At 70.7% G+C, this 24,747-nt stretch carries 29 protein-coding genes; 5 read left to right on the top strand and 24 right to left on the bottom strand.

The window, feature by feature from the left end:
• Window positions 1–9: 9 nt before the first annotated feature.
• From glmM to mpaB, 5 genes are all read right to left on the bottom strand, one after another.
• Window positions 10–1,269, bottom strand: a complete 1,260-nt coding sequence (gene glmM, locus FDO65_RS14470; protein ID WP_420847544.1) for a phosphoglucosamine mutase — start codon at window positions 1,267–1,269, stop codon at window positions 10–12.
• 283 nt (window positions 1,270–1,552) lie between these two features.
• Window positions 1,553–2,104, bottom strand: a complete 552-nt coding sequence (rpsI, locus tag FDO65_RS14465) for a 30S ribosomal protein S9 (RefSeq protein ID WP_420847536.1) — start codon at window positions 2,102–2,104, stop codon at window positions 1,553–1,555.
• Window positions 2,105–2,132: 28 nt separating this feature from the next.
• Window positions 2,133–2,576 carry a 50S ribosomal protein L13 gene (rplM, locus tag FDO65_RS14460; RefSeq protein WP_137450378.1) on the bottom strand — a complete coding sequence of 148 codons (444 nt, stop codon included), beginning with the start codon at window positions 2,574–2,576 and terminating at the stop codon, window positions 2,133–2,135.
• A 447-nt stretch (window positions 2,577–3,023) separates the two neighbouring features.
• Window positions 3,024–4,334: an iron-containing alcohol dehydrogenase gene (locus tag FDO65_RS14455; RefSeq protein ID WP_137450377.1), complete on the bottom strand. Its 1,311-nt coding sequence runs from the start codon at window positions 4,332–4,334 to the stop codon at window positions 3,024–3,026.
• A 164-nt stretch (window positions 4,335–4,498) separates the two neighbouring features.
• Entirely contained in the window at window positions 4,499–5,704 is a 1,206-nt protein-coding gene (gene mpaB / locus FDO65_RS14450) for a daptide biosynthesis RiPP recognition protein (protein ID WP_205850044.1), read from the bottom strand.
• A gap of 263 nt (window positions 5,705–5,967) precedes the next feature.
• On the opposite strand from mpaB, the gene FDO65_RS14445 reads away from it, so the two are divergent.
• On the top strand, window positions 5,968–6,159 hold the full coding sequence (locus tag FDO65_RS14445) for a hypothetical protein (RefSeq protein WP_137450375.1): 192 nt from the start codon (window positions 5,968–5,970) through the stop codon (window positions 6,157–6,159).
• A gap of 78 nt (window positions 6,160–6,237) precedes the next feature.
• Here the strand turns inward: FDO65_RS14445 and FDO65_RS14440 are convergent, their stop codons facing one another.
• From FDO65_RS14440 to infA, 9 genes are all read right to left on the bottom strand, one after another.
• A complete protein-coding gene (locus FDO65_RS14440) occupies window positions 6,238–6,960 on the bottom strand; it encodes a helix-turn-helix transcriptional regulator (RefSeq protein ID WP_137450374.1) in 723 nt (240 codons plus the stop codon).
• Window positions 6,961–7,175: 215 nt separating this feature from the next.
• The gene (locus FDO65_RS14435) at window positions 7,176–8,135 is read right to left on the bottom strand and encodes a tRNA pseudouridine synthase A (protein WP_137450373.1); all 960 of its coding nucleotides are present in this window, start codon (window positions 8,133–8,135) and stop codon (window positions 7,176–7,178) included.
• Window positions 8,136–8,145: 10 nt separating this feature from the next.
• Window positions 8,146–8,817, bottom strand: a complete 672-nt coding sequence (gene rplQ / locus FDO65_RS23335) for a 50S ribosomal protein L17 (RefSeq protein ID WP_137450372.1) — start codon at window positions 8,815–8,817, stop codon at window positions 8,146–8,148.
• 210 nt (window positions 8,818–9,027) lie between these two features.
• Window positions 9,028–10,095 carry a DNA-directed RNA polymerase subunit alpha gene (locus FDO65_RS14425; protein ID WP_137450371.1) on the bottom strand — a complete coding sequence of 356 codons (1,068 nt, stop codon included), beginning with the start codon at window positions 10,093–10,095 and terminating at the stop codon, window positions 9,028–9,030.
• 111 nt (window positions 10,096–10,206) lie between these two features.
• Window positions 10,207–10,812: a 30S ribosomal protein S4 gene (gene rpsD, locus FDO65_RS14420; RefSeq protein WP_137450370.1), complete on the bottom strand. Its 606-nt coding sequence runs from the start codon at window positions 10,810–10,812 to the stop codon at window positions 10,207–10,209.
• 25 nt (window positions 10,813–10,837) lie between these two features.
• Window positions 10,838–11,248 carry a 30S ribosomal protein S11 gene (gene rpsK, locus FDO65_RS14415; protein WP_137450369.1) on the bottom strand — a complete coding sequence of 137 codons (411 nt, stop codon included), beginning with the start codon at window positions 11,246–11,248 and terminating at the stop codon, window positions 10,838–10,840.
• A gap of 4 nt (window positions 11,249–11,252) precedes the next feature.
• Window positions 11,253–11,630 carry a 30S ribosomal protein S13 gene (gene rpsM, locus FDO65_RS14410; RefSeq protein ID WP_137450368.1) on the bottom strand — a complete coding sequence of 126 codons (378 nt, stop codon included), beginning with the start codon at window positions 11,628–11,630 and terminating at the stop codon, window positions 11,253–11,255.
• 228 nt (window positions 11,631–11,858) lie between these two features.
• The gene (gene rpmJ / locus FDO65_RS14405) at window positions 11,859–11,972 is read right to left on the bottom strand and encodes a 50S ribosomal protein L36 (RefSeq protein ID WP_137450367.1); all 114 of its coding nucleotides are present in this window, start codon (window positions 11,970–11,972) and stop codon (window positions 11,859–11,861) included.
• Window positions 11,973–12,166: 194 nt separating this feature from the next.
• Window positions 12,167–12,388, bottom strand: coding sequence for a translation initiation factor IF-1 (gene infA, locus FDO65_RS14400; protein WP_015746488.1), 222 nt, complete (start codon window positions 12,386–12,388; stop codon window positions 12,167–12,169).
• A 281-nt stretch (window positions 12,389–12,669) separates the two neighbouring features.
• Here infA and FDO65_RS14395 point away from each other — a divergent pair, with 281 nt between their 5' ends.
• Entirely contained in the window at window positions 12,670–13,071 is a 402-nt protein-coding gene (locus tag FDO65_RS14395; protein ID WP_137450366.1) for a TFIIB-type zinc ribbon-containing protein, read from the top strand.
• A gap of 68 nt (window positions 13,072–13,139) precedes the next feature.
• Here FDO65_RS14395 and FDO65_RS14390 read toward each other — a convergent pair whose 3' ends face one another.
• Window positions 13,140–14,075 (bottom strand): helix-turn-helix domain-containing protein, encoded by a 936-nt coding sequence (locus FDO65_RS14390; RefSeq protein WP_166442195.1) that lies wholly within the window; start codon window positions 14,073–14,075, stop codon window positions 13,140–13,142.
• Window positions 14,076–14,189: 114 nt separating this feature from the next.
• Between FDO65_RS14390 and FDO65_RS14385 the strand changes: the two genes are divergently transcribed.
• From FDO65_RS14385 to FDO65_RS14375, 3 genes are all read left to right on the top strand, one after another.
• Complete coding sequence (locus FDO65_RS14385) at window positions 14,190–14,699, top strand: group I truncated hemoglobin (RefSeq protein ID WP_137450364.1); 510 nt, start codon at window positions 14,190–14,192, stop codon at window positions 14,697–14,699.
• 20 nt (window positions 14,700–14,719) lie between these two features.
• On the top strand, window positions 14,720–14,956 hold the full coding sequence (locus FDO65_RS14380) for a 4Fe-4S domain-containing protein (protein ID WP_137450363.1): 237 nt from the start codon (window positions 14,720–14,722) through the stop codon (window positions 14,954–14,956).
• Between the two features lie 108 nt (window positions 14,957–15,064).
• On the top strand, window positions 15,065–15,952 hold the full coding sequence (locus FDO65_RS14375) for a phosphatase PAP2 family protein (protein WP_137450362.1): 888 nt from the start codon (window positions 15,065–15,067) through the stop codon (window positions 15,950–15,952).
• Here FDO65_RS14375 and FDO65_RS14370 read toward each other — a convergent pair.
• From FDO65_RS14370 to FDO65_RS14335, 9 genes are all read right to left on the bottom strand, one after another.
• Window positions 15,910–16,602: a response regulator gene (locus FDO65_RS14370; protein WP_137450361.1), complete on the bottom strand. Its 693-nt coding sequence runs from the start codon at window positions 16,600–16,602 to the stop codon at window positions 15,910–15,912. The genes FDO65_RS14375 and FDO65_RS14370 overlap by 43 nt on opposite strands.
• The gene (locus FDO65_RS14365) at window positions 16,599–18,326 is read right to left on the bottom strand and encodes a sensor histidine kinase (RefSeq protein ID WP_166442194.1); all 1,728 of its coding nucleotides are present in this window, start codon (window positions 18,324–18,326) and stop codon (window positions 16,599–16,601) included. Before FDO65_RS14365 ends, FDO65_RS14370 begins: the two co-directional genes overlap by 4 nt.
• A gap of 54 nt (window positions 18,327–18,380) precedes the next feature.
• Entirely contained in the window at window positions 18,381–19,133 is a 753-nt protein-coding gene (locus tag FDO65_RS14360; protein WP_137450359.1) for an energy-coupling factor ABC transporter ATP-binding protein, read from the bottom strand.
• Window positions 19,130–19,897, bottom strand: coding sequence for a cobalt ECF transporter T component CbiQ (gene cbiQ / locus FDO65_RS14355; protein ID WP_137450358.1), 768 nt, complete (start codon window positions 19,895–19,897; stop codon window positions 19,130–19,132). Before cbiQ ends, FDO65_RS14360 begins: the two co-directional genes overlap by 4 nt.
• A 53-nt stretch (window positions 19,898–19,950) precedes the next feature.
• On the bottom strand, window positions 19,951–20,283 hold the full coding sequence (locus FDO65_RS22560) for a PDGLE domain-containing protein (protein ID WP_205850043.1): 333 nt from the start codon (window positions 20,281–20,283) through the stop codon (window positions 19,951–19,953).
• The gene (locus FDO65_RS14350) at window positions 20,280–20,981 is read right to left on the bottom strand and encodes an energy-coupling factor ABC transporter permease (protein WP_205850042.1); all 702 of its coding nucleotides are present in this window, start codon (window positions 20,979–20,981) and stop codon (window positions 20,280–20,282) included. Before FDO65_RS14350 ends, FDO65_RS22560 begins: the two co-directional genes overlap by 4 nt.
• 164 nt (window positions 20,982–21,145) lie before the next feature.
• A complete protein-coding gene (locus FDO65_RS14345; RefSeq protein ID WP_137450357.1) occupies window positions 21,146–22,840 on the bottom strand; it encodes a solute symporter family protein in 1,695 nt (564 codons plus the stop codon).
• Window positions 22,837–23,217, bottom strand: coding sequence for a DUF485 domain-containing protein (locus FDO65_RS14340; protein WP_137450356.1), 381 nt, complete (start codon window positions 23,215–23,217; stop codon window positions 22,837–22,839). The genes FDO65_RS14345 and FDO65_RS14340 overlap by 4 nt, the downstream gene beginning before the upstream one ends.
• Before the next feature lie 206 nt (window positions 23,218–23,423).
• On the bottom strand, window positions 23,424–24,575 hold the full coding sequence (locus tag FDO65_RS14335; protein ID WP_166442193.1) for a nucleotide-binding protein: 1,152 nt from the start codon (window positions 24,573–24,575) through the stop codon (window positions 23,424–23,426).
• Window positions 24,576–24,747 lie beyond the last annotated feature (172 nt).

Here is a 24,747-nt window from a genome sequence, read left to right as displayed (position 1 = left end):
CCGCCTCGCTCAGACCTTCCCGACGACCGCCGCGACATCGTCGGCCACCCGCTGCGCCTGCTCGTCGGTGGCCGCCTCGACCATCACCCGCACCACCGGTTCCGTGCCGGACGGGCGGAGCAACACGCGACCGTCGGCGCCCAGCTCGGCTTCGGCGGCCTTGACGGCGGCGACCACGGCCGGGTCGGCGGCCACGGCGTTCTTGTCCGAGACGCGGACGTTGATGAGCACCTGGGGGAACTTGGTCACCACCGTGGCCAGGTCGGCCAGGGTGCGACCGGACTCGGCGACCGCGGCCATCAGGTGCAGCGCCGACAGCAGCCCGTCGCCGGTGGTGGCATGGTCGGACAGGATCAGGTGCCCGGACTGCTCGCCGCCGGCCGTGAACCCGCCGGCCCGCATCTCCTCGAGGACGTACCGGTCGCCCACCCCGGTGGTCCGGACGGCGATGCCCTCCTTGGCCATGGCCTGGTGGAAGCCGATGTTGGCCATCACGGTCGCGACCACGGTGTCCTTCGCCAGCTTGCCGCGGCGACGCAGGGAGATGGCCAGCAGCGCGAGGATCGTGTCCCCGTCCACGGTCCGGCCCTTGGCGTCCACGGCCAGGCAGCGGTCGGCGTCGCCGTCGTGCGCGATGCCCAGGTCGGCCCCCTCGGCGACGACCTTCTCGCGCAGGCCGGTGAGGTAGGTGGACCCCACCCCGGCGTTGATGTTCAGCCCGTCCGGATCGCCGCCGATGACGACCACCTCGGCCCCGGCCCGCCGGTAGACCTCGGGAGCCAGGATGTACGACGCGCCGTGCGCGCAGTCGACGACGACCTTGAGGCCGGTCAGCGGGTTGGGCGTGGCGACCAGCAGGTGGTCCAGGTAGCGCCGGTCGGCGTCGACGGCCCGGGTGACCCGCCCGACCCCCTCACCGGTGGGCAGCGCCCCCGGGTCGTCCAGGCGGGCCTCGATGGCGTCCTCGACGGCGTCCTCGAGCTTGAGCCCGCCGGCGGCGAAGATCTTGATGCCGTTGTCGGGCATGGCGTTGTGGGACGCGGAGATGACGATGCCGAGGTCGGCGCGCATGTCCCCGGTCAGGAAGGCCACGGCGGGGGTGGGGAGCACGCCGAGGAGCACCACGTCGACTCCGGCCGACGCCAGTCCGGCAGCGACCGCCGCCTCGAGCATCTCGCCGCTGGCCCGCGGGTCACGGCCGACGACGGCGAGCGGGCGTCGGCGCTGCGGGGGCTGCTGCAGGTCCTCCTCGACCCGGACGCCGGCCACCCGACCGGTCCGCCCGGACACCGTGGCGCCGACGGAGACGGCCCGGGAGACCGCGGGCCCCCGGCCCTCGGTCAGCACCCGTGCGGCGGCCGTCGCCAGCCGCATGGCGAGCAACGGGGTCAGGTCGGCGTTGGCGAGCCCCCGCACGCCGTCGGTCCCGAACAGACGTCCCCCCATGGCACTTCCTTTCGCGTCGGTCACCGCGCCCGACAGTCGATCCGCATCATTGCCCAGAAATGCCAAGACGGCGCGCACCGAGGTGCGCGCCGTCCGGGGAAGCGAATTACCGCTTCGAGTACTGCGGGGCCTTACGGGCCTTCTTCAGGCCGTACTTCTTGCGCTCCTTGGCCCGCGCGTCACGGGTGAGGAAGCCGGCCTTCTTCAGCGAGGGACGGTCGTTCTCGTCCAGCTCGATGAGGGCGCGGGCGATAGCGAGACGCAGCGCACCGGCCTGCCCGGTGACGCCGCCACCGACGAGGCTGGCGTGGATGTCAAAGGTCTCGCCCTTCTCCAGCTGGACCAGCGGCTCTTTGATGAGCTGCTGGTGCACCTTGTTGGGGAAGTAGCTGTCCAGCGTGCGGCCGTTCAGCGTGAAGTTGCCGGTACCGGCGACGAGACGGACGCGGACCACGGCCTCCTTGCGGCGACCGACGGTCTGGATCGGGCGGTCGACCACGACGGCGGTCGGCACGATCTCGGGGTACTCCTCGTACACGGCCTCGTCGCCGACCTCGGCCTCGGACTCGGCCTGGACCAGCTCGACCAGCTCATCGACCAGTTCGGTCTCGGCGACGTCGGCGTCCTGCGGAGCGGACTCTTCGGGATTGATGCTCACGGTTCTCTCTCGTCTGTTCCGGGGGCGCTTACTGGGCGATCTGATCGATCGTGAACGGCTGCGGCTGCTGGGCCGTGTGCGGGTGCTCGGCACCGGCGTAGACCTTCAGCTTGCGGCCCATGGACTTGCCCAGCGAGTTGTGCGGCAGCATGCCCAGGATGGCCTTCTCGACCAGCTTCTCCGGCTTGGACTCGAGCATCTGGCCGACGGATTCCTTGCGCAGACCGCCCGGGTGGCCCGAGTGCCGGTAGTGGAACTCGTTCTCGCGCTTGCTCCCGGACACCGCGACCTTGGCCGCGTTGACGATCACGACGTAGTCGCCGGTGTCCATGTGCGGCGCGTAGATCGCCTTGTGCTTGCCGCGGAGCAGTCGTGCCGACTGGCTGGCGAGCCGGCCGAGCACGACGTCGGTGGCGTCGATGACGTGCCAGGCATGGGTGATGTCGCCGGGCTTGGGGCTGTACGTGCGCACAGAAGTCTGCCTTTTCGCTGTTTTGTCCTGGTTCCTGCCGGGTGCTGACCGAATGTCTCGATCCCGCGCCGCACAGACCGAACCGTGACGATCCGCAGAACGGACCGACTCGACCATCGAGCTGCTCGACGCCGCCATTTCGATGGACGCCACCTACCGGAGCAGGTAACACATCGAGGCGGCAAGCAGCCGCGCGGCACACCGACTGATCAGACTACCCGCCGAACCGGGGCGGGGTCAAAACTCGTCGTCACCGCCGGCCAGCCGGCTCCGGCCGGGACGCGGGGCGTTCTTCATGACAGCACACCGAGGACGTCGGCCCGCACCCCGCGTCGGGCCGACGTCACTTCGATGCCCGGTCCCCGTCCTGCCGCCCCCACGGCAGGTGGTGCGCCCGGCGCGTCCCCAGCGGGCCCATCCCCCCTACCTGCGGGCCCGTTGCGGAACTCACGCGGTCGAACACCGACGGAGACCGAAGATCCTGTGCACCTGATCGGCATCCGGGATGCCGGGGCCGATGGGGCGCCACCAGCGGTCGACCCGCTGGAGGACGACCCGCAGGTCGGCCGCGGTCAGTGTGACCGGCGGCCGGGACGGCCGGAGCGGAATGGCAGCTTCATGCCACAGGTCGAGCTGCTCGCCCGGTAGACCGGCGGCCGACCCCTCGGCCAACCAGGGTGGCAGCAAGGCCCCCAGCGCGACGGCGAACGACTGGTCGGTGATCGTCGCCCACTCGTGCGCGACGGGCCACAGCCACCAGGAACACGGCCGGCCGGGCGGCCCACCGACCCGGGCGGCCCGCTGACCCAACTCCTCCAGCCGGGCGAGCGCTCCCGACGCGGCGGCCGCCGCCGGGTCCAGCGACAGGTCCAGACCGGCACCGAACAGCGCCCGGACGTCGAACACGGCCCGCTGCGGGGCCGGCAGTCCGGCGCCGTGCCAGGGACCCAGCAGACGACCCACCGTCGTCAGCATCGCCGCTGCACGCGGCTCCGGGTCGCTGGACGCTCCGGGCAGCGGGAGACGCCGACGGGGTTGCAGGGCGTCGCCGGTCAGGACCAGCCGGCCGACGTCCGTCCCCACGACGACCGCCCCGGCGGCGGATGCGGCCAGGAGATCGACCGGGACGGTCACCAGCGGTACCGCGGCGGCCAGCGGTAGCAGGCACTGGCTTCCCCCCCGACCGGCGTAGAGCGGGACCAGCGAACGACCACCCGCGGCCAGTACCCGCGCGGCGTCGATCGTCCGGCCCCCACCGATGGCGACCACCGCGTCGACCCCGCCCAGGCGATCGGCGAGCGCGTCGAGTTCGTGCACGTCCACCGGGCCGGCCCCGGTGCAGACCGTCACCACCCGACGGACCGGTACCCGCTGGGCGAGACGGGCGAGCAGCTCGTCCACCACCGGCCGGGCCGCGGGGCGGACGTGGGGCGCCCTCACCCCGCAGAGGGGCGGTCCCGACGGAACCGACGGGGCATCCACCAGGACGGCCACCGCCGATGCACCCCACGGGCCGCTTCGCCCGTCCGCATCGCTCGCAAGGGCATCGACCACCGCATCCGCCAGCACGCTCACGGCGTCCGGCTCGGCCCGCGCCTGCGCCTGCGCCTGCGCCGGGATGACGCCCCGGCGGGGCGTCGTGGGGTCGTGGTGACCGGGAAGGACCACCCCGGACCGACCGGTCGGTTCGGCGGGATCACCGGTCGCGGCGGGACCATCCGCGTCCGCGGGGACCCGCGGGAAGAACGGCCACCTCATGACGCGACTCCCGTCAGATCTTCGGCGGGCCCGGACGGCCCCGTCCCGTGTCGCGGCGACTTTCGTCTCGCCACCCCTCACGGCGAGATCCGGCCTCCGACAACGACACTAGGGAGCGGGGCGGGTCGCGTCCGGTGGATGTCCGGATGCTGCCAGCCGCGCTGTCAGCCGAAGACCGGGCGGCCGACCGGCAGGGGCCGGGCCCCCTGCTCGAGCGCCGAGAACCATTGCGCGCAGATCTCGTCGTCGACGAGACGGTCGATCAGATCGTCCAGCGCTATTCGGGGGGATCGCCCGGGGGCGCCCGGCGACGGGTCGACCATGCCGGCCCCCGACCGGGACCGGAACGCCAGCAGGTACTCGAGCCGGAGCGCATCGGCGGCGTCGATGCCGCAGCCACGGGTGGTGACGGGGTCGGCGACCCAGTATCGATTGCGTCCCTGCTGACGGGTCACGAGCAGCAACGGCGCCGTGGCGTCGTCGACGACCGGGCCGGGCTGTGCGGCGGCCACTCGACGGTCCAGGCGACGCCCGAAGCCGGACGCGGCGATCGGCAGCAGACCCCGCGCCCGCAGCCGGCGCATCGCGCGGACGGTCGCGTGGTATCGGGACAGCCAGGGCCGGTCGGCCAGCGCCTCGGTCCGTTCGCCCTCGTCCAGCACCTTCGCCAGGCCCACCGCGCAGGGCCGCGTCCCGCCGTCGTTGCGCGCCCGCCAGCGTGCGGTCACCGTGGCCGGTGACTCCTCGATCCGTCCCAGGTCGGCACCGGACTGCGAGGTGCTGACGCGCCCGTCGGCGGCGACCCAGAGTCGGTGGTCGGGTCCGGCCGCCGTGAAGTCGGCACCCAACGACGACAGGTCGCCGACCAGGGTGTCGGGACGCAGGAGGTGCCCGGCGAAACACCCGGTGTCCATCGCCCGGTCGGCGTCGCGGAGAAAGGCGGAGAGGTCGTGGTCGTCCCCGACCCGCAGCACGATCCCCGGACCGGAGCCGGGAGCACCGCCACCGTGACCGGGCCGGCGATCCCCCTCGGCACCGGATGCCGCGGGCAACCCGTTCGACGGCGGTTCCGGGGGGTCCGCTGACCACCCGGCCATGCCGTAGGGCTGCTCGAGCCAACCGGGCACACCGGTGTCCGAACCCACGAGCACCGTGTCGAGGGCTCCGATCCATCCCGACCGGGCGGCCACGCCGACGAGGCCGACGTCCTGGAAGACCAGGGTGCGTCCGCCCGGTTGCCGCTCGGCTCCGGAGGGGGACGAGCTCGGGTGGTCGACGGACCCGGCTCCCACCCCCGTCGCCCACTGTTCCCAGCGCGGATCGGTGAACCACGATCCGGAGGACGGTGGACAGCCCTGCACCCAGGGCATGTCGTCCGTTCCCTCAATCCTCACGCACTCCACCCCCGACGGGCTTCGGACGGTCTCACCGTTCCGCTTGTCGCCACCACTTGCTGCCCGCCCAGTTGTCGCACACCAGCGTCCTGACGGCGACCGGGTGGCCGGTTCCTGACAGAGAGTGGTGATTCAACCTCGTTCGGTGACAACTTCCTGCCATATTGCTCACAGCAACCAATCAACCACGCATAGTGAGACAAGGCGGGTCGGTGGGGTCCGCCGGGGGAGGAAATGTCATGTCTGAGCTCAACGCAGCACCGGTCAGCACCACCGCCCGTCCGACCACGTCCGGCCCGTTCCGCCGCGTCGCCCGGTTGCTCACCGCCGGCGCCCTCACGGCCGGTCTGCTGATCGTCCCGATCGCCGGCGAGGCCGCCGCCAAGCCCGCTCCGCAGGGCAAGATCACCTGCGGGTTCTGCGTCAAGTAGCGGCGAACGGAGCGGGTACCCGGCGAACCCGTACCGGGTACCTGCTCCGCGGCCTTCCGTTCCACGCGGGACCGGGATTCAGAGCCAGCCGGCCTGAGCGGCTCGTACCCCCGCCTCGAAGCGACTGCCGGCCCCGAGCAGTTCCATGACCGCGGCCACCCGACGCCGGACGGTCCGCACCGAGATGCCCAGCCGCCGGGCCGCCACCTCGTCGGTCACCCCGAGCTGCAGGATCTCGAGCGTCTCGCGCACGGTCTCGGAGGCCAACGCGTCCTCGGGACCCACACCCACCGACGGCGACACCCGCCACTGGGCGACGAACTGCGCATGGAAGCTCCGCACCATCGCCGGCTCCCGCACGACGAGGAACGGCACACTCAGACTGTCCTCCTGCACGCCCACGACGGCGACGGCCCGGTCGACGATGATCGTGCGGTGGGCCAGACGGGCGGAGACCCGCACCTGGGCTCCGGCTTTCGCGAAATCGGTGAGGTAGCGCAACACGGCCGGCGAACGGACGGCGTTTCCCTGGTACAGCGCGTTCAGCGCCACCCCGCGGTGCAGCGTCGCGACATCCGTCGACCAGGAACTCCGCAGGTAGTCCAGTTCATAGGGTCCGCCCGGCAACATGCTGCAGACCTCGTGCTGCGCGGTGGCCGCAAGATCGGTGAGGACCTCGACGATCTCCTCGCGGTCGTCGACCCGCCGGATGTCGATCTGCCGGTCGACCACCTGGTGCGCGGCCTCGTCGATCAACGCGTTCTGCCGGTCGACGTCCACCACCGAGGGTTCCTGCGACATGGCGACCCCGGTCTCCCCTCCGCCCGACGCCCTGGACGACGCCGCTCGCCGGTCGTCATAGCGTGAATTTCCAGACCCGTTCAGGCTATCCGTCGTCCGACCGCGGGCTCGTCCGCTAAGCGGGTACGACCCTGACCGCTCGCTATGACTGGCTGTCGATCGACGTCACTCGGACGAGTGAGACACTTCGGACATCTCACCCGGCGAACGGGCGATCACTCGCCGGCGACGACCGTCCGCACCGCTCGGGTGCGTTCGGCCCGGACCGACAGCTCCCCCACCGCCGGATAGTCCACCCCGACCAGCGTCAGCCCATGGGCCGCGGCCACCGGGAACGCCGTCCGGTCGGCTAAGACCAAGCGGCGTCGGGGGCCGTCGACGTCGTCCCGCCCGAGCCCGACGGCGAGCAGCGCACCGACCACCGACCGCACCATGGAGTGGCAGAACGCGTCGGCGGAAACCTCCACCACCACTTCGGCCGGGTCCAGCGGGGCCCGGCGGACGACGAGCGACTGCAGTTCGCGGATCGTGGTCGCCCCGTCACGGGGCTTGCAATAGGCGGCGAAGTCATGCAGGCCGAGCAGTCGGACACCCGCCGCCGCCATGGCATCGACATCGAGCTCGCGCCGGACGGCCAGGACGAATGCGCGGTCGGCCGGTTCGACGCCCCAGTCGGCGGTGCCGATGCGGTAGCGGTAGTGCCGGCGGAGGGCCGAGAAGCGCGCGTCGAACCCGTCGGGGGCCGGGGCGGCCGCGCGCACCCGCACGTCGCCGGGCAGCAGACCAGCCAGCCGGCGGACCAACCCGACGAGCGCGCCCGCCAGGTGGGCCGGTGCCCGGTCACGGGGCGTCAGACCCAGCAGAGCGGACGGATCCACGTCGACGTGGGCGACCTGACCGGTGGCGTGCACGCCGGAATCCGTGCGGCCCGCGACCACCAGCCGACCCGGGGTTCGCAGCAGCGTGGCCAGCGCGCCCTGCAGCTCGCCGGCCACCGTGCGGCGACCGGGCTGTTCGGCCCAGCCCACGAAGTCGGTGCCCTGGTAGGAGATGTCGAGCCGCAGGCGCAGCGGCGTCACCGGATCGCCGACGGCCGGGGCGGTGCGGGGGTGAGCAGAAAAGGCCGACGGCCCGGTCTCGGGGAGAGACCGGGCCGTCGGTTCGTCGTACGGCATGACCGTGGGATCAGGCCTTGGCCGACTTGTCGGCACCTTCGGCCGGGTCCTCGGCCGAGGCCTCGAGGGCCTGGGTCGAGCTGCCGTCCTGGTCGGCGTCCGCCTCGACGGGGGCCGCAGCGGCCTCCGGAGCGCCTTCGGCCGGAGCCTCGGCACCGGCGGCCGCGGTCTGGGCCGAGGTGGAGGCGGGATCGGCGTCGGGATCGACGACGTCAGCCGGAGTACCGGCAGCGGCCGCGCCCGAGGAGGCGGCGACGCGCGCCGAGCGGTCCCCACCGGAGGCGGCGGCACGACGGGCGACCTTGCCGGCGGCGGCGGACACCGTCTCCTCGCCGATCAGCTCGATGATCGCCATGGGAGCGTTGTCGCCCTTGCGCGGGGCGGTCTTGATGATGCGGGTGTATCCACCGTCGCGGGTCGCGAAGGACGGCCCGATCTCGGCGAACAGCTTGTGCACCACGTCCTTGTCGCGGACGGTCTTGAGGATCTCACGACGGGCGTGCAGGGTGTCCTGCTTGGCCGTGGTGATGAGCTTCTCCGCGTAGGGGCGCAGCCGCTTGGCCTTGGTCTCGGTGGTGGAGATCCGGCCGTGCTCGAAGAGCGCGGTGGCCAGGTTGGCCAGGATCAGCCGCTCGTGGGACGGCGATCCGCCGAGGCGAGGGCCCTTGGCAGGCTGGGGCATGGTGTCTTCCTTGTCTGTGTCGTGGTCCGCCAACGGCGAGGCCGGGCGGGTGAAGGCGGCGGCCCGGGGGCGAACCCCCGGGTGCCGACGTGCTTCCTGTGCGAGTTCGGGACGGTGGTCCCGCCCACCCGACGGCGCGGGTGGACCCGTAATGCGGACGGAGACGGCCGGCGGGCGGCGGTACGGAACCGCTGCCCGCCGGCCGGCGGATCAGATCTGCTCGGTCTCCGCGTAGTCCTGCTCGCCCTCGCCGGCGGCGGGGGCGTAGTTCGGGGTCTCGTCGTCGCTCCACTGCGGATCGTCGTACGAGGCCAGGGCGGCGACGCTGGGATCGAACCCGGCCGGCGAGTCCTTCAGGCCGAGGCCCATGCCGGCGAGCTTGATCTTGACCTCGTCGATCGACTTCTGCCCGAAGTTGCGGATGTCCAGCAGGTCGGCCTCGGTCCGGGAGACCAGTTCGCCGACGGTGTGGATGCCCTCACGCTTGAGGCAGTTGTAGGAGCGGACGGTGAGGTCCATCTCCTCGATCGGCAGCGCGAACGCGGCGATGTGATCGGCCTCGGCCGGGCTGGGCCCGATCTCGATGCCCTCGGCGTCGACGTTCAGCTCGCGGGCCAGGCCGAACAGCTCGACCAGGGTGGTGCCGGCCGAGGCCAGCGCGTCCCGCGGGGTGATCGACGGCTTGGTCTCGACGTCCAGGACCAGCCGGTCGAAGTCGGTCCGCTGCTCGACACGGGTCGCCTCGACGCGGTAGGTGACCTTGAGGACCGGCGAGTAGATCGAGTCGACCGGGATGCGGCCGATCTCGGCCCCGACGGCCTTGTTGGACGAGGCCGGGACGTAGCCGCGGCCACGCTCGACGACCAGCTCGATCTCGAGCTTGCCCTTCTTGGTCAGCGTGGCCAGCTGCAGATCCGGGTTGTGCACGGCGACCCCGGCCGGCGGCGCGATGTCGGCCGCGGTGACCTCACCCGGTCCCTGCTTGCGCAGGTACATGGTGACGGGCTCGTCGTCCTCGGAGGAGACGACCAGTTCTTTGAGGTTCAGGATGAGCTCGGTGACATCCTCCTTGACCCCGGGGACGGTGGTGAACTCGTGCAGCACGCCGTCGATGCGGATGCTGGTGACCGAGGCACCGGGGATCGAGGACAGCAGGGTGCGACGCAGGGAGTTGCCCAGGGTGTACCCGAAACCGGGCTCCAGGGGCTCGATGACGAACCGCGAACGGTTCTCGGAGACGACCTCTTCGGTCAGGGACGGGCGCTGAGAGATCAGCATGGAACGACCTCCGGTCGATCAGGTGGCGACCGCCATATGACGCCACACAGGGGGTGGAGCACGACCGCGCGGACCCACGTCGGGTGGACGTGGATCCGCGCGGGTGGAGCCTTACTTCGAGTAGAACTCGACGATCAGCTGCTCGGTGATCTGCGAGTCGATCTGCGCCCGGACCGGGAGCGAGTGGATCAGGATGGTCAGGGACTCGGGGAGCACCTTCATCCAGGCCGGGATCGGACGGTCGCCGAAGGTGGCGCGGGCCAGCTCGAACGGGAACGACTCAGCCGACTGCTTGCGCACGGTGATGATGTCGTACTGCTCGACGCGGTAGGACGGGACGTCGACGCGCTGACCGTTGACCTCGAAGTGGCCGTGGGTCACGAGCTGACGGGCCGCCCGACGCGTGCGGGCCAGGCCGGCACGGTAGACGACGTTGTCCAGACGCGATTCGAGGATCTGCAGCAGGGTGTCGCCGGTCTTGCCGGTCCGCGAGGCGGCCTCGGCGTAGTAGCGACGGAACTGCTTCTCCATGACGCCGTAGGTGAAGCGGGCCTTCTGCTTCTCCTGCAGCTGCGTCAGGTATTCCTTCTCCTTCGTCCGCGCGCGACCGTGCTGGCCGGGCGGGAAGGGGCGACGCTCGAAGGCCTGGTCGCCGCCGACGAGGTCGACCTTCAGACGACGGGACTTCTTGGTGACAGGGCCGGTGTAACGAGCCATGAGAGTGGTTTCCTTTCCTGACTCGTCAGACCCGGCGCCGCTTGGGCGGACGGGTGCCGTTGTGAGCCTGCGGGGTGACGTCGGAGATGGCCCCGACCTCCAGGCCGGCGGCCTGCAGGGAGCGGATGGCCGTCTCGCGGCCCGAACCCGGGCCCTTGACGAACACGTCGACCTTGCGCATGCCGTGCTCGATGGCCTGGCGGGCGGCGTTCTCGGCCGCCATCTGCGCGGCGAACGGGGTCGACTTGCGCGAGCCCTTGAAGCCGACGTGGCCGGCGGAGGCCCACGAGATCACCGCACCGGTCGGGTCGGTGATCGAGACGATCGTGTTGTTGAACGTGCTCTTGATGTGCGCGTGGCCGTGGGAGACGTTCTTCTTTTCCTTGCGGCGGATCTTCTTGACCGCGGCCGCACCCTGACGGGACTTGGGAGGCATCGGATTACCTGGCCTTCTTCTTGCCGGCGATGGTCTTCTTCGGGCCCTTGCGGGTGCGCGCGTTGGTCTTCGTGCGCTGGCCACGGACCGGCAGGTGACGGCGGTGACGCAGACCCTGGTAGGAGCCGATCTCCATCTTCCGGCGGATGTCGGCCTGGACCTCGCGACGCAGATCGCCCTCGACCTTGATGTCGGCGGCGTCGATGGCGTCACGCAGGGCGAGGACGTCCTCGTCCGTGAGGTCCTTCGAGCGGAGGTCCGGGCTGATGCCCGTGGCCTTGAGCAGTTCCAGGGCTCGGGTACGTCCGATCCCGAAAACGTAGGTGAGCGCGATCTCCATCCGCTTGTCGCGGGGGAGGTCGACGCCGACGAGACGTGCCATCTGGCGCGTTCTCCTTCGTGTCGCCCGCAGGTGTCGGTCGTGGGCCGTCCCCGTTGGCGGGGCCCCGGCCTGCGGACCGGGGGTGGTGGCCCGGTCCCGGGTGAACCGGGGCGGGCCGTGGCGACACGATGGTGATGTGGTCCCGCCGAGATGGACCTCGGTGGAGACCGGCTGACCGGCGGGCGGACCCGGGCCGGTCAGGGCTGCGGCGGCAGCCGCCGGGCTGAATCAGCCCTGGCGCTGCTTGTGCCGAACGTTGTCGCAGATGACCATGACGCGACCGTGCCGGCGGATCACCTTGCACTTGTCGCAGATCTTCTTGACGCTCGGGTTGACCTTCATGCTGCTGTTCCTGTCTCTAGTACCGGCCCGAACGGGCCGGACCACGCACCACCGGTTCCGGTGGTGCTCCCTACCGGTCTCCCTGGGAACTGGAGCCGGTCGACCCGGGACCGTCGTGGAGACGAGTCCCAGGTCCGCCCTTGAGTGGGGGCGGATGTCCTGCGCGGTACTGGCTGCCGACCGGGGTCAGCGGCTCACTTGTACCGGTAGACGATGCGACCGCGGGTGAGGTCATAGGGAGAAAGCTCCACGACCACGCGGTCCTCGGGCAGGATGCGGATGTAGTGCTGCCGCATCTTGCCGCTGATGTGCGCGAGCACGCGGTGCCCGTTCTCCAACTCCACGCGGAACATGGCGTTGGGGAGCGGCTCGACCACGCGACCCTCGACCTCGATGGCCCCGTCTTTCTTGCCCATGTCCTCCGCAATCCGCAGACTTCGCTTCGTCTCAGTACCGGCACCCGCTCCGTTCCCCGAGGGGAAAGCCGTCGTGACCACGCCGCGGCCAGCCGACCGGATGAATCCGGCCGAGCCGACGAATCGACAGGGTCTGGCGCCACAACCGGGGGAACCCGGGCAGCACCCAACGGCACGACACGCGCGCCGACGTTCCACTCTACGCTTGTTTGCGGCCCGAACCAACCTGAGGCACGATGTGCGGTCCGGAACCGCCCGGACGCCCCGGTCGTTGGTCGGGCATGACCATGATCTGCCCGAAGTGCCACGACGTGATGCGCCAGTACGAACGCAACGGGGTCACGGTCGACCAGTGCCAGGAGTGCCGCGGGATCTTCCTCGACCGCGGCGAGCTGGAGTATTTGGTGGCCGCCGAAGCCCGGTTCGCGGCCGGCGGCCCCCCGGCTGCGCCGGCTCCGCATCCCGCGCCGGCGGCCCCCTCCCCCATGCCGGCCCCGGCGTCGTCGTCCCCGCTGGCCGGGCTGCTGCCCGGCAGTGGCGGCGCCGCCCCGGGCGGGAAGAACGACCTGCTGCGGGACGGGGCGCAGCTGCTGAAGACGGCAGCTCGCGAGTACGCCAAGCACAGCGGCAAGTCCGGGAAGAAGAAGGGCAAGAAGTCGTTCGTGGAGGGCCTGTTCGGGTAACGGGCACCCCGCGCACCCGGCGGGGCCGCGCTGCGGACCGGCGCCCGCCCTCGCCGGCGGGGCACCGTTCAGGCTCGGGCGAACCGGTCCCGGACGTCGCGGGGCGAGAGGCCGAACCGCCGGTGGAACGCGCGGCTGAAGTGCGCCGCGTCGGGCAATCCGCACCGGCGACCGATGGCGGCGATCGACTCGCGGCGGCTCCCGGGCGACACCAGCAGTCGCAACGCGGCCTGCAGCCGCTCCTCCCGAATCAGGCCGGCGACCGTGGTTTCCTCACCGGCGAACGCCCGGTGCAGATAGCTGACGGAGATGCCACACGCCGCGGCGATGGTCGCCGGGGACAGGCGCGGGTCCCGGAAGTGGCGCCGGACGAGAGCCCGGACCAGGGCGACGGGAACCCGGGGCGGCTCGCCGGACCGGGCGGCGGGCACCAGACAGGACACCGCCCCCAGCAGCGATTCCTGCAGACGCAGGTCGGTGCGGAGCTCGCCATCGGGCTCCTCGGCCACGACCAGGGACTCCACCAGCCGGCGCACCGACGCAGCCAGACCGTCGCGGGCCGACCCCGGCCGGACCGTGCAGGCGGTGTCGCCGCCACGGGACAGCCCGAGCGGCCCCTTGGGCATGAGCACGATGGTGTAGTCGAAGGAGCCCCGCGTCCGGAACTCGAAGGGCCGCGCACTGTCGTAGAGCAGGAAGTCCCCGGGCGTCAGGACGGCCGTCCGATCGTCCTGTTCGACGACCGTGGTGCCGCGGTTGACGAACAGGAGGTTGAGCTCGTCCGGGTCCCCACCCAGCCGGATGTCGTCCTCGCGACGACGGAACACGTGCTCCGTGCCGGCGATACGCCGCACCTTGGTGCCGGCGATCTCACGGTGCCGGATCCGCCCCTGTACCTGCGGATCGGACGGGGCGACCAGTAGCGGGACGAAACGGTCGCGGACGTTCTCGTGCCAGTACTCGAGGCGTTGGCGGGCGGGGACGGCCCTGGTGTCGACGTCCACGGCGTCCAGTGGACCACCGACCGGAGCGCGATGGGATTGCCGCCACGTCACATGTCTTGCCAATGCGTCGACTCACATTGACGCGTTGCCGGTCCTGGTCCGAGGGTCTCGGCCATGACCGAAGCAGCAGTCCCCGCCGCCACCGACGACCGCCCGCTCTACGACCGCCTGGGAGGCCTGCCCGTCGTCACGTTCCTGGCCAAGACCCTCGTGCAAAGGGCCATGCTCAACCCCACCATCGGCCACATCTGGAACCACAAGAGCCAGGCCGAGGTCCAGGAGGAGATCAACGGCTTCATCGACTTCCTCGGCGAGCACTGGGGTGGACCGCAGACCTACACCGGCCCCGACATGGCCACCGCGCACCGCGGGATGGGGGTCACCGAGGAGTACTGGAACGCGCTGTTCGACGACATCGTGACGCCCGCCTACGCCGAGTTCGGTCTGCCCGAGCGCGAGGTGCGGGAGATCGACGACTTCCTCCGCTCCTTCAAGGACGTCGTGGTCGGCAGCCCGTCCTTCAAGGACGTCCTCATCGCCAACCCGGAGATGGACGTGCTGGCCGGCATGGCGAGCGTCGGTGTGCACTGGCCGGCTCCCCGCAACGCCGCCGCCACCCACTGACTCGCGGACGGGGACCCCACATGGGTGCGCACCAGCGCACGGGCGACCCGGCGGAATGGCGTGTCGACGTGTCACAACGCTGCATCTCCGCCGGCCTCTGCCTGGCCATCGCGCCCGGCCACTTCGACTTCGTGGGTGTCCGGGCCCGCCCCACCGGGGCACCGCTGGACGCCGAGGACGCCGCCGCGGTCCTCGACGCCGCGGACCAGTGCCCGGTCGGGGCGATCACGGTGGTCACCGGGCCGGCGCCATCCTGACCAGACCTCGGGCCGGACTTCGTGAGCACGGCGCGGGAAACCACTCGGAGGCGGACGACACCCGCGATCCGGCGAGTCCCCACCCGCCCGTTGGGGCACTCTGGGTCGGTGAACCAGCTTGCCGTGCAGCAGCTGGCCGACGTGCACCAGTCGGCCAACGACGACGTCTTCTTCGAGTACGGCTACGTCTGGCTGCCGTACGCCATCGGGGCCGTCGTCCTCATCGCCCTGGGCGCCGTGTCGGCGTTCCGCTGGCGGCAGTCCTCGCCCCGGACCACCGAGTTGTTGCTGATCAGCGGGGCCGTGCTCGCCGTGGTGGCCGCGGTCATCCTCGGCTTGGCCGACGGCGCCACCGACCGCAACGGGCTCTCGGCCATCGACCAGCCGGTGCTCGACTGGATGGTGGCCCACCGCAGCCCGGCACTGACCAGCGTGATGATCGTGATCACCGAGGTCGGCGGGCCGATCGGGATGACGGCGCTGGCCGTCGGAGTGGGCGTCCTGCTGCTGGTCAAACGGCACTGGGGCCAGGCGATCCTGGTCGCGGTGGCCGCCGGTGGCGGTGGCCTGCTGGTCCGGCTGGGCAAGGCCACCGTCGGTCGCCAGCGCCCGCCGGTGGTCGACCACGCCATCGAGGCGTTGGGCGAGTCGTTCCCGTCCGGGCACGCCCTGGGGGTCGCGGCCACCCTGGGCGTGCTCGTCTACATCGGGTGGCTGCACTATCCGCGGCGGCTGCCGCTGTTCGTCACGGCCGCCGGTCTGGTCGTGCTGGTCGTCGGCCTGTCCCGCGTCTACCTGGGGGTGCACTGGTCGACCGACGTGCTGGCCGGCTGGCTGATCGGCATCGCCTGGCTGCTGCTGTGCCTGACGGTGCGGCGGGTGTGGCGCCGGTCCCGCCGTCATCGGGCCGAGGTGACCGCCGCGTCCGCCGGGTCCGCCCCGTCACCGGCGGGTCAGTCGGCCCCGTCCGGTCCGTCCGGCCGGCGCAACCCGTAGCGGGTCTCCGGCCGGCCGACCTGCCCGTACCGCAGACTGCGATCGGCCGCCCCGGTGTCGGCCAGGTGCTCCAGGTAGCGGCGCGCGGTGATCCGGGAGACGCCCAGGACCTCGGCGACCTGCGCGGACGAGGCCTCCCCGAACTCCCGGAGCGCGCCGACCACCACCGCGAGGGTCTCCTTGGTCATCCCCTTGGGCAGCGACCCGGCCGACGGCGCCCGCAGTAGGGACAACGCCCGGTCGACGGCCAGCTGGTCGACGGCGCCGGTGTCGTCGACCTGCTGCCGGAAATCCTGGTAGGCCAGCAGCCGGTCGCGCAGCGTGGTGAACGCGAAGGGTTTGATGACGTACTGCACGGCGCCCTGGGCGACCGCGGACCGCACGATGTCGGCGTCCCGTGCCGACGAGACCACCATGACGTCGACCGTCGACCCAGCCGCCCGCACCCGTCGGAACAGGTCGAGGCCGCTGCCGTCCGGCAGGTGCAGGTCGAGCAGCACCAGGTCGACCCCGCCGCGGGCCAGGACCCGTTCGGCCTCCAACCGCGACGCCGCCAGCCCGACCACCTCGAAGCCCCGGACCCGTTCGACGTAAGCCCGGTGCGCCCGGGCCGCGATGGGCTCGTCCTCGACGACCAGCACCCGGATCACCGGTGACCTCCCACGGGCTGATCCGATCCGGCGGAACCAGGGACGGTGTTCGGATCCGCCGTGGCCCGGTCGTACGGCAGCCACACGTCGAACACCGCGCCCGGGCCCGGGTGGGCGACGACGGTGCCGCCGCAGCGGCGGACGGCCTGTGCGACCAGGGCCAATCCGAGTCCCCGGGCCCCGGCCGGGCCGCGGGCCTGCTTGGTCGACCAGCCGCGACGGAAGACGGCGGCAGCCTGGCCGGCGCTCATCCCCGGACCGGTGTCGCTGACGGTGATGCGGTAGCCGGCGGCCGGATCGTCGACCCCGGACGCGGCGACCTCGATGCGGCGGTCCTGGCCGGCCGGTTGTCCGGCCAGGACGTCCATCGCGTTGTCGAGCAGGTTGCCCATGATGGTCACCAGGTCCTGGTCGGGCGCGAGGTCGGCCGGCAGCACCCGGGTTCGCACGACCAACTCGATGCCGCGCTCGGCCGCCTGGGCCGACTTGGCCAGCAGCAGCGCCTCCACCGCGCGGTTGCCACCGCCGTCCAGCACCCGGTCGGCCAGGGCCTGGGCCATCTCGAGTTCCTCCAGCGCGAATTCGACGGCGTGCTCGGTCTCCCCCAGCTCGATCAACGACACCACGGTGTGCAGGCGGTTGGCCGACTCGTGGGCCTGCGCGCGCAGCGCCTCCGAGAAGCTGGAGACGCGATCCAGTTCACCGCTCAGCTCGGTCAGTTCGGTGTGGTCGCGCATGCTCACCACCGCCCCCGCCGGACGGCCGTTCACCCGCACCGGACGGCGGCTGATGACCAGCGTCCGGTCGTCGAGCAGGGCCAGCTCGTCGGACGTGGTCGTGCCCCCGAGTTCCTCGGCGCCGCTCGTCGACCCGGCGTCGGCCTCGACGATCGCCGTGATGTGCGACGGCAGCCCGGCCTCGGTCGGGGTGCGACCGATCGCCGACCGATCCAGTCCGAGCAGTCGCTGGGCCTGGGCGTTGACGCTGACGATGCGGCCGTTGCGGTCGAGCATCAGCATGCCCTCGTGCACCGAGGCCAGCACGGCGTCGTAGTAGGTGAAGGTGCGGGCGAGTTCCCGCGGCCCGAGGCCCAGGGTCTGGCGCCTGACCCAGCGGGCGATGAGCACCGACCCGATGACGCCGACGATGATCGCGCCCGCCGCGAACGCGGCCAGCAGCCAGAGTCGCCGGGCGGTCAGCGAATCGACCCGCTCGACGGTGACGCCGACGGCGACCATCCCCTGCACCTGCCCGTCCGCGGCGGTGATCGGCACGATGGCCCGGACCGAAGGGCCGAGGGTGCCGACGTACGTCTCGACGCCGATCCCCCCGGCGAGGGCGGCGTCGCGGGTTCCCAGGTACTGCTTGCCGATCTGGTTGCGGTCGGGGTGGGTCAGCCGGGTTCCGTCGGGCCACATGATGACGACGAAGTCGGTCCCGGTGTTGGCCCGCACCTGTTCGGCGTACGGCTCGAGCACGCCCGACGGACCGGCGGTTCCGGCGGTCCGGTCCTGGATCTGCTGGCGGACGGTCGGGTCGGCGGCGACGGTCTCGGCGATGGCGGTGACCCGGTCCCCGGTGGCCCGTTCGGCTTCCTGGTTGGCGTCCCACAGCAGCAGCGCGAGAGCGACGGCGACCAGCCCGACCAGGACGACCGCCTGGAGCACCAGGATCCGCCGGGCGAGGGACCAGCTGGAACCGCTGCGGAACGGCAGCCGAGCCACGGTCGACCTCCTCGTCGGGTTCCCGGCGGACGCCGGGGCGGTGATCACGGGCCGTCAGGGCCAGGTGAACCCGAAGGGTAGTTCCAGGCGGTGGGCGGCCAGCAACTGCTGGTCGCGCAGGATCCGGTCGGTCGGTCCGTCGGCGACGATCCGCCCGCCGTCCAGGATGACGGACCGCGGGCACAGTTGCAGCGCGTACAGCAGGTCGTGGGTGACGACCAGGGTGGTCAGCCCCAGCGAGGTCACGATGTCGGCGAACTCGCGGCGGGCCTGCGGGTCCAGGTTGGACGACGGTTCGTCCAGGACCAGCACGGTGGGATCCATGGCCAGCACGGTGCTGGCGGCGACCCGGCGGCGTTGACCGAACGACAGGTGGTGCGGCGGGCGGTCGGCGGCGCCGAGCATCCCGGTGGCCTGCAGCGCCTGCTCGACCCGGGTGGTCAGCTCGGTCCCGCGGAGTCCGAGGTTGCGGGGCCCGAAGGCGACGTCGTCGCGGACGCTGGCCATGAACAGCTGGTCGTCGGGGTCCTGGAAGACGATGCCGACCCGGCGGCGGATCTCCTTGAGGGTGTCCCTGGCGACGGGGATGCCGTCCACGATGACCTGGCCGGCCCCGGCGGTGAGGGTGCCGTTGAGGTGCAGGACGAACGTCGTCTTGCCGGCGCCGTTGGGTCCGAGGACGGCGACCCGTTCCCCGGGGGTGACGGTCAGGTCGACCCCGAAGAGGGCCTGCCGCCCGTCGGGATAGGCGAAGGCCAGCCCGCGCACCTCGAGGGTGCCGCGGGTCGACCCGGTCGGCCCCGTCACGTGGTCACGGCGGCGAGCAGGCAGACCAGGGCGGCCGTGACCGGCAGGGTCAGGCCGGCGAGCCAGGCCCGTCGGGGGACGGCGCTCCGGTCGGGCCGATCGTCGGCGGTCGACCCGTATCCGCGGGCCAGCATGGCCACGTAGACGCGCTCGCCCCGTTCGTAGGCCCGGACGAAGAGCGCCCCGGCGGTCGCAGCCGTCGCCCGGATCTGCCAGAGGAACCGGGGGTCGTCGCCGCGGGACACCCGGGCGATCCGCATGCGGCGCAGGTCGTCGGCGAGCACCTCGCCGTACCGCACCATGAAGGTGGCGATGGCGACCAGGGCCCGGGGCACCCGCAGACGTTCGAGGGCCTGCAGCAGCTGCGGCACGGTGGTGGTCAGGGCGAGCAGGGCGGAGGCGGCGACCCCGAGGGTGCCCTTCACCGCGATCCCCCATGCCGCCCACAGTCCGGGTTCGGACAGCGTCACCGGCCCGACCTCGACGTACGGCGCGGAGCCGACCAGCGGCAGGAAGACCGCGAACGCCAGGAACGGCACCTCGACCACACAGCGCCGCAGCCAGCGACCCGCCGGGACTCCGGCGACCCGGGCGACCACCACGAGCAGCAGAGCGTGGACGGCGAACGCCCAGATCGCCTCGCGGGGGGTGGCCACGACGGCCAGGACGTACAGCACCGTGGCCAGGACCCGGACCGCCGGTGGCAACCGGTGCACGGGTGTGTCCGCAGGGTTCGCCGCCCACCCGCCGGCGGGCGACGGCATTCTCGAACGGGCCGGAAGGAGGACGACCGGGCTCGTCGTCGGGAGGAAGGCGTTCAGGATCGACCGGTCCCGGTCGCTCGGCGGCGACGCGAGCGCCGGAGCAGCGCGGTCAGCCCGGCGGCGAGCGCGAAGCACAGCAGCACCCCGATCACCCCGGACAGCCCGGTCGACAGCCACGGCGAGTCGACGCCGGCGGTGGTGTAGTCGGCCAGCGGACTGCCCGCCGCGGCCGAGTCGGCGGCATGCCCGGCGAATCCCTGGTCGAGTGCGACCCGTTCCAGGCCGTCCGGTTCCGAGCTGGCCCAGTGGCTCACGACCAGGGCCAGCAGCAGGGCGACGGCGAGGCCGAGGCCGACGAACAGACCGACACCGGAGCGGCGGCTCACCGGGCGTCCCCGGTCGGCACGGTCGCCGGCGGGGCGACGACCAGGGCGGGCACCAGGTCGCGGGCTCCGTGGACCAGATCGGGCCGGGTGGCCAGGACGGCGCCGACGGTCAGCGCGGTGATGACGCCCTCACCGATGCCGATGAGCATGTGCACACCGACCATCGCCAGGGCCACCGTGCCGACCGGCGCCCCGCCGGCTCCGCCGAGCGCGTAGAACGCGGTGAAGACCAGCGACGCGGCGACCACGCCGCACCAGGCGGCCAGCCCGGAGGCCACCCCGACCGCCGCCTTCGTCCGGGGCAGGGCCAGCCGGAGCAGACGGAAGATGCCGTACCCGACGAAGCAGGTGGCGTAGCCCATCACGATGATGTTCAGCCCGAGTGCGGTCAGCCCGCCGTCGGCGAAGACCAGGGCCTGCACGATGAAGACCACGGACAGGGCCAGACCACCGACCCACGGCCCCACGAGGACGGCGGCCAGGCACCCGCCGAGCAGGTGCCCGCTGGTGCCGCCGGCCACCGGGAAGTTCAGCATCTGCACCGCGAAGACGAACGCGGCGACCAGGCCGGCCAGCGGGAGGTCCCGGTCGTCCAGGGCGGTGCCGGCCTTGCGGATCGAGATGGCGATGAGTCCGGCCGCCACCACACCCCCGGCGATGGACACCGGGGCGTTGATGAACCCGTCGGGGATGTGCATCGGACCTCCTGCGCTCGGACAGCGGGAGCCTAGCCGTCGTCTGGTCATCTGCCCAGATGTTCCGATGACCGGGGAACGGTCCGACCGCGGAAAGACGCTGGTGCCGCTCCGGGGGCGTCCCGGAGCGGCACCAGCGTCCCGTCGATGTGTGCCTCAGCGCGCGGTCAGTGGTTGGCCGCCTTCTCGGCGTGCGCCCCGGTCAGCGAACGCACCTCCATCTCGGCCCACTTGGCCTTGTCCAGCTCACGACTGGTGAGCGTCCCGACGATCGCGAACAGGAAGCCGAGCGGGATCGAGACGAGCCCGGGGTTGTCCAGCGGGAACCAGTGGAAGTCGATGGACGGGTCGGTGAACAGGCTGGCCGACTTCCCGGTCGTCGGATTGGCCGGCTTGCCCGACACGACCGGTGAGAACAGCAGCAGGAACAACGCCGAGCCCAGACCGCCGTAGATGCCCCAGGTCGCGCCGCGGGTGTTGAACCGCTTCCAGAACAGCGACAGCAGGATCGACGGGAGGTTGGCCGACGCGGCGATGGCGAAGGCCAGGGCGACCAGGAACGCGACGTTCAGGCTCTGCGCCGGGATGGCCAGGGCGATGGAGACGGCCCCGATGATGACCGCGGAGATCCGCCCGACCTTGACCTCCTCCTTCTCCGTCGCCTTTCCCTTACGGATGACGTTGGCGTAGAAGTCGTGCGCCATCGACGACGACGACGCCAGGGTCAGGCCGGCGACGACCGCCAGGATGGTGGCGAACGCGACCGCGGCGATCACCGACAGCATCACCGCGCCGAGCCCGGTGCCCACCCCGCCCAGCGCCTCCGCCAACTGCGGTGCCGCGGTGTTGCCGGCCGGGTTTCGGTCGGTGATCTCCTTCTGGCTGAGCAGCGCGGCCGCGCCGAAGCCGATGACCAGGGTCATCAGGTAGAAGAGGCCGATGATCGCGATGGCCCAGTTGACCGACTTCCGCGCGGTCTTGGAGTCCGGCACCGTGTAGAAGCGGATCAGGATGTGCGGCAGTCCGGCGGTGCCGAGGACGAGAGCCAGGGCCAGCGAGATGAAGTCGAGCTTGGAGACGATCGTCGCCCAGGTGGTCGCGCCCTCCTTGCCGTAGTACAGGCCGGGCTGCAGGAAGCCCTCCTTGCCGGAGTTCTCGGCCGCGGCACCGAGCAGCGAGGAGACGTTGAAGCCGTACTTGGCGAGCACCCAGATCGTCATGATGCCGGCGCCGGTGATGAGCAGGACGGCCTTGATGATCTGCACCCAGGTGGTGCCCTTCATGCCGCCGAAGACCACGTAGACGATCATCAGGATGCCGACGCCGACGACCACCAGGTTCTTGGCGGTCGGCGAGGTGATGCCGAGCAGCAGCGCGACAAGCGTTCCGGCGCCGACCATCTGGGCCAGCAGGTAAAAGATCGACACGACCACGGTGGACAGCGACGCCGCCGTCCGCACCGGGCGCTGCCGCATCCGGAACGAGAGCACGTCGGCCATCGTGAACTTGCCGGTGTTGCGCATCAGCTCGGCGACCAGCAGCAGTGCGACCAGCCAGGCGACGAGGAAGCCGATGGAGTAGAGGAACCCGTCGTAGCCGTAGAGCGCGATGGTCCCGGCGATGCCGAGGAACGAGGCGGCCGACATGTAGTCGCCGCCGATGGCCAGGCCGTTCTGCCAACCGGTGAAAGACCTTCCCCCGGCGTAGAAGTCGGCCGCGGTGCGGGTCTGCCGGCTGGCCCAGATGGTGATGCCGAGGGTGGCGGCGACGAACACGGCGAACAGCCCGATCGTCAGGGTCTGGTGGTTGCTCTCGGCCTCCGCGGCGACCTGCACGGTGTCGGCCAGCACCTGCGTGCTCATCGTGCGCCTCCCGTGGCGCCCCGGGCACTGCCGGTGGTGACGCCGGATTCGATGTCGTCCCGGAGCTCGTCGGCCAGCGGATCCATCTTCCGGTTCGCGTACCGGGCGTACAGCACCGCGATGCCGAAGGTGGTGACGAACTGCAGCAGCCCGAAGATCAGCCCGAACGTGATGTTGCCGAACACCTGCGTGTTCATGATCGGCCGGGCGAAGGCCGCCATCAGCACGTACAGCAGGTACCAGGTCAGGAAGGCGACCGTGGTGGGGAAGATGAAGGACCGGACGGCGCGGCGCAGCCGGCCGAATTCGGCGCCGGCCTGGATGGACTCCCACTCGGCCGCGGTGATCGCGGCGGCGGGGGTGGGCGGTTCGGCCATGGGACCTCCTTGTCGCAGGGCATCTCCGCCGGCTGCACCGGCGGTGTGATGCAGCGCACGCTAGGTCCGTGGTGTCCGGTTCGCGCCACCCGTTCGGGCAGCGCCACCGTCTATGCGACGAACGGTCGCCGCAGCACGACGAACGGTCGACCCGGCAACGCCCCTCAGTCGCGGACCAAACGTCCGGACCGACGCAGGCGGACAAGCTAACGCTTCGCCCCTTCACTACCAATCAATTCCGAATACGTACGAATGCCGAGATCGGTGAACTCCCATTGCCGCTCACTGAAAGACGTTCCAAGCTCCTGCCGTCGCACCAGCCCCAGGCCCTCAAACATTGCGAGCACGTCTGTGATGGGCTCCAGTCCCACCGAAACGCCGTTGGAGCGCTCAAAGTCGGGAGGGAAATACGACCCATCTTCGACAATCACGCGGTTTGCAAGGCGGGCCATTGGCACAACAAGACCTGGTGCACTCACTCCTTGATACAAGAAGCGCCCCGCCTCAACCAGGAGCTCCGTCCAGGTTGTTGGAATCTCTGCTTTTACTGAACCAATGACATTTCCAGAACCAGGATCAGGAACTCGTTTAATGTAACTAAATTCCACCATGAAACTCCAAGATTTGGCTAGATTCCTATAGAGGGCACCGCTCTGAGTATTACTCAGAATTGGTCCTGGCGAATGAAGTGAATTCGGGTCTCGAACTGATATCGAAACTCTCGAATCGCGCCCAACAAAATCCGTAGCCGCGGAGTCCTTGCTAAGCGGCCCCAGCTTAGACATCGCCTCCGACAATCTTGAGACTGCCGAACCCACGGAGGCATCATAGTTCTCGTCGCTATATACCCTGTAGTCGACGGGCGTGACCCCTAATAGATCGGTGGGCAGGTCCGGCCGTCTCTCGCGGTCAAAAACCATGAAACACCGACTTAGCCCAAGAGCTCCAATGAACAGACCTAGCTCTAGTATGACGTTATCACGCGTAGTTCTCTTGTCCTGGTCCCTACTTCGCGTTACGTCGTCGGCATCGACCACAAAGATAGCAAAATCCTTCTGCTTCGTCTGGGCGATAAGCTGCTCCAGCACGTAAGAACCGGGGTCAAAGACACCCTGCGTCCATATGGTCGACTCGAACCCATACTCGAGACCATTTTTGATAGCATTAGCCACCCGTAAACCCTCCGTCGAGGAGGCTATGAAAACCTTCGAGTGTCTCTTTGACATCGTGCCACCTCCTCTGTTGGTGAGCTTCTCCGAGCGTTCCACGCGTCTGCTTATAACCTCGACTCCTGCCACCCGTGGCTCTTCTTGGCCGTTCGACTGGAGGCCTTCGATTCTACCCAGGTACTCACTCACCGAATCAACGCCCCGCAGGGGTCGCAGGCGTCTCCCGCCCAAAGGAACTCGATACTTGAAGCTCGAATGCTCCTCCGCCAGAGGCATGAACTCGTGAATGAGCATCTCGCCAACAGCACGCTCCGTCATACTGACATGCCCAACGAGCCCATCCAAGTCCCGAATTTGGGAC

Source organism: Nakamurella flava (genome assembly GCF_005298075.1).
GTDB classification, from domain to species: Bacteria; Actinomycetota; Actinomycetes; order Mycobacteriales; family Nakamurellaceae; genus Nakamurella; species Nakamurella flava.
The sequence above is the reverse complement of the archived record's forward strand: the minus strand, read 5'-3'. Positions and strand labels throughout refer to the sequence as shown.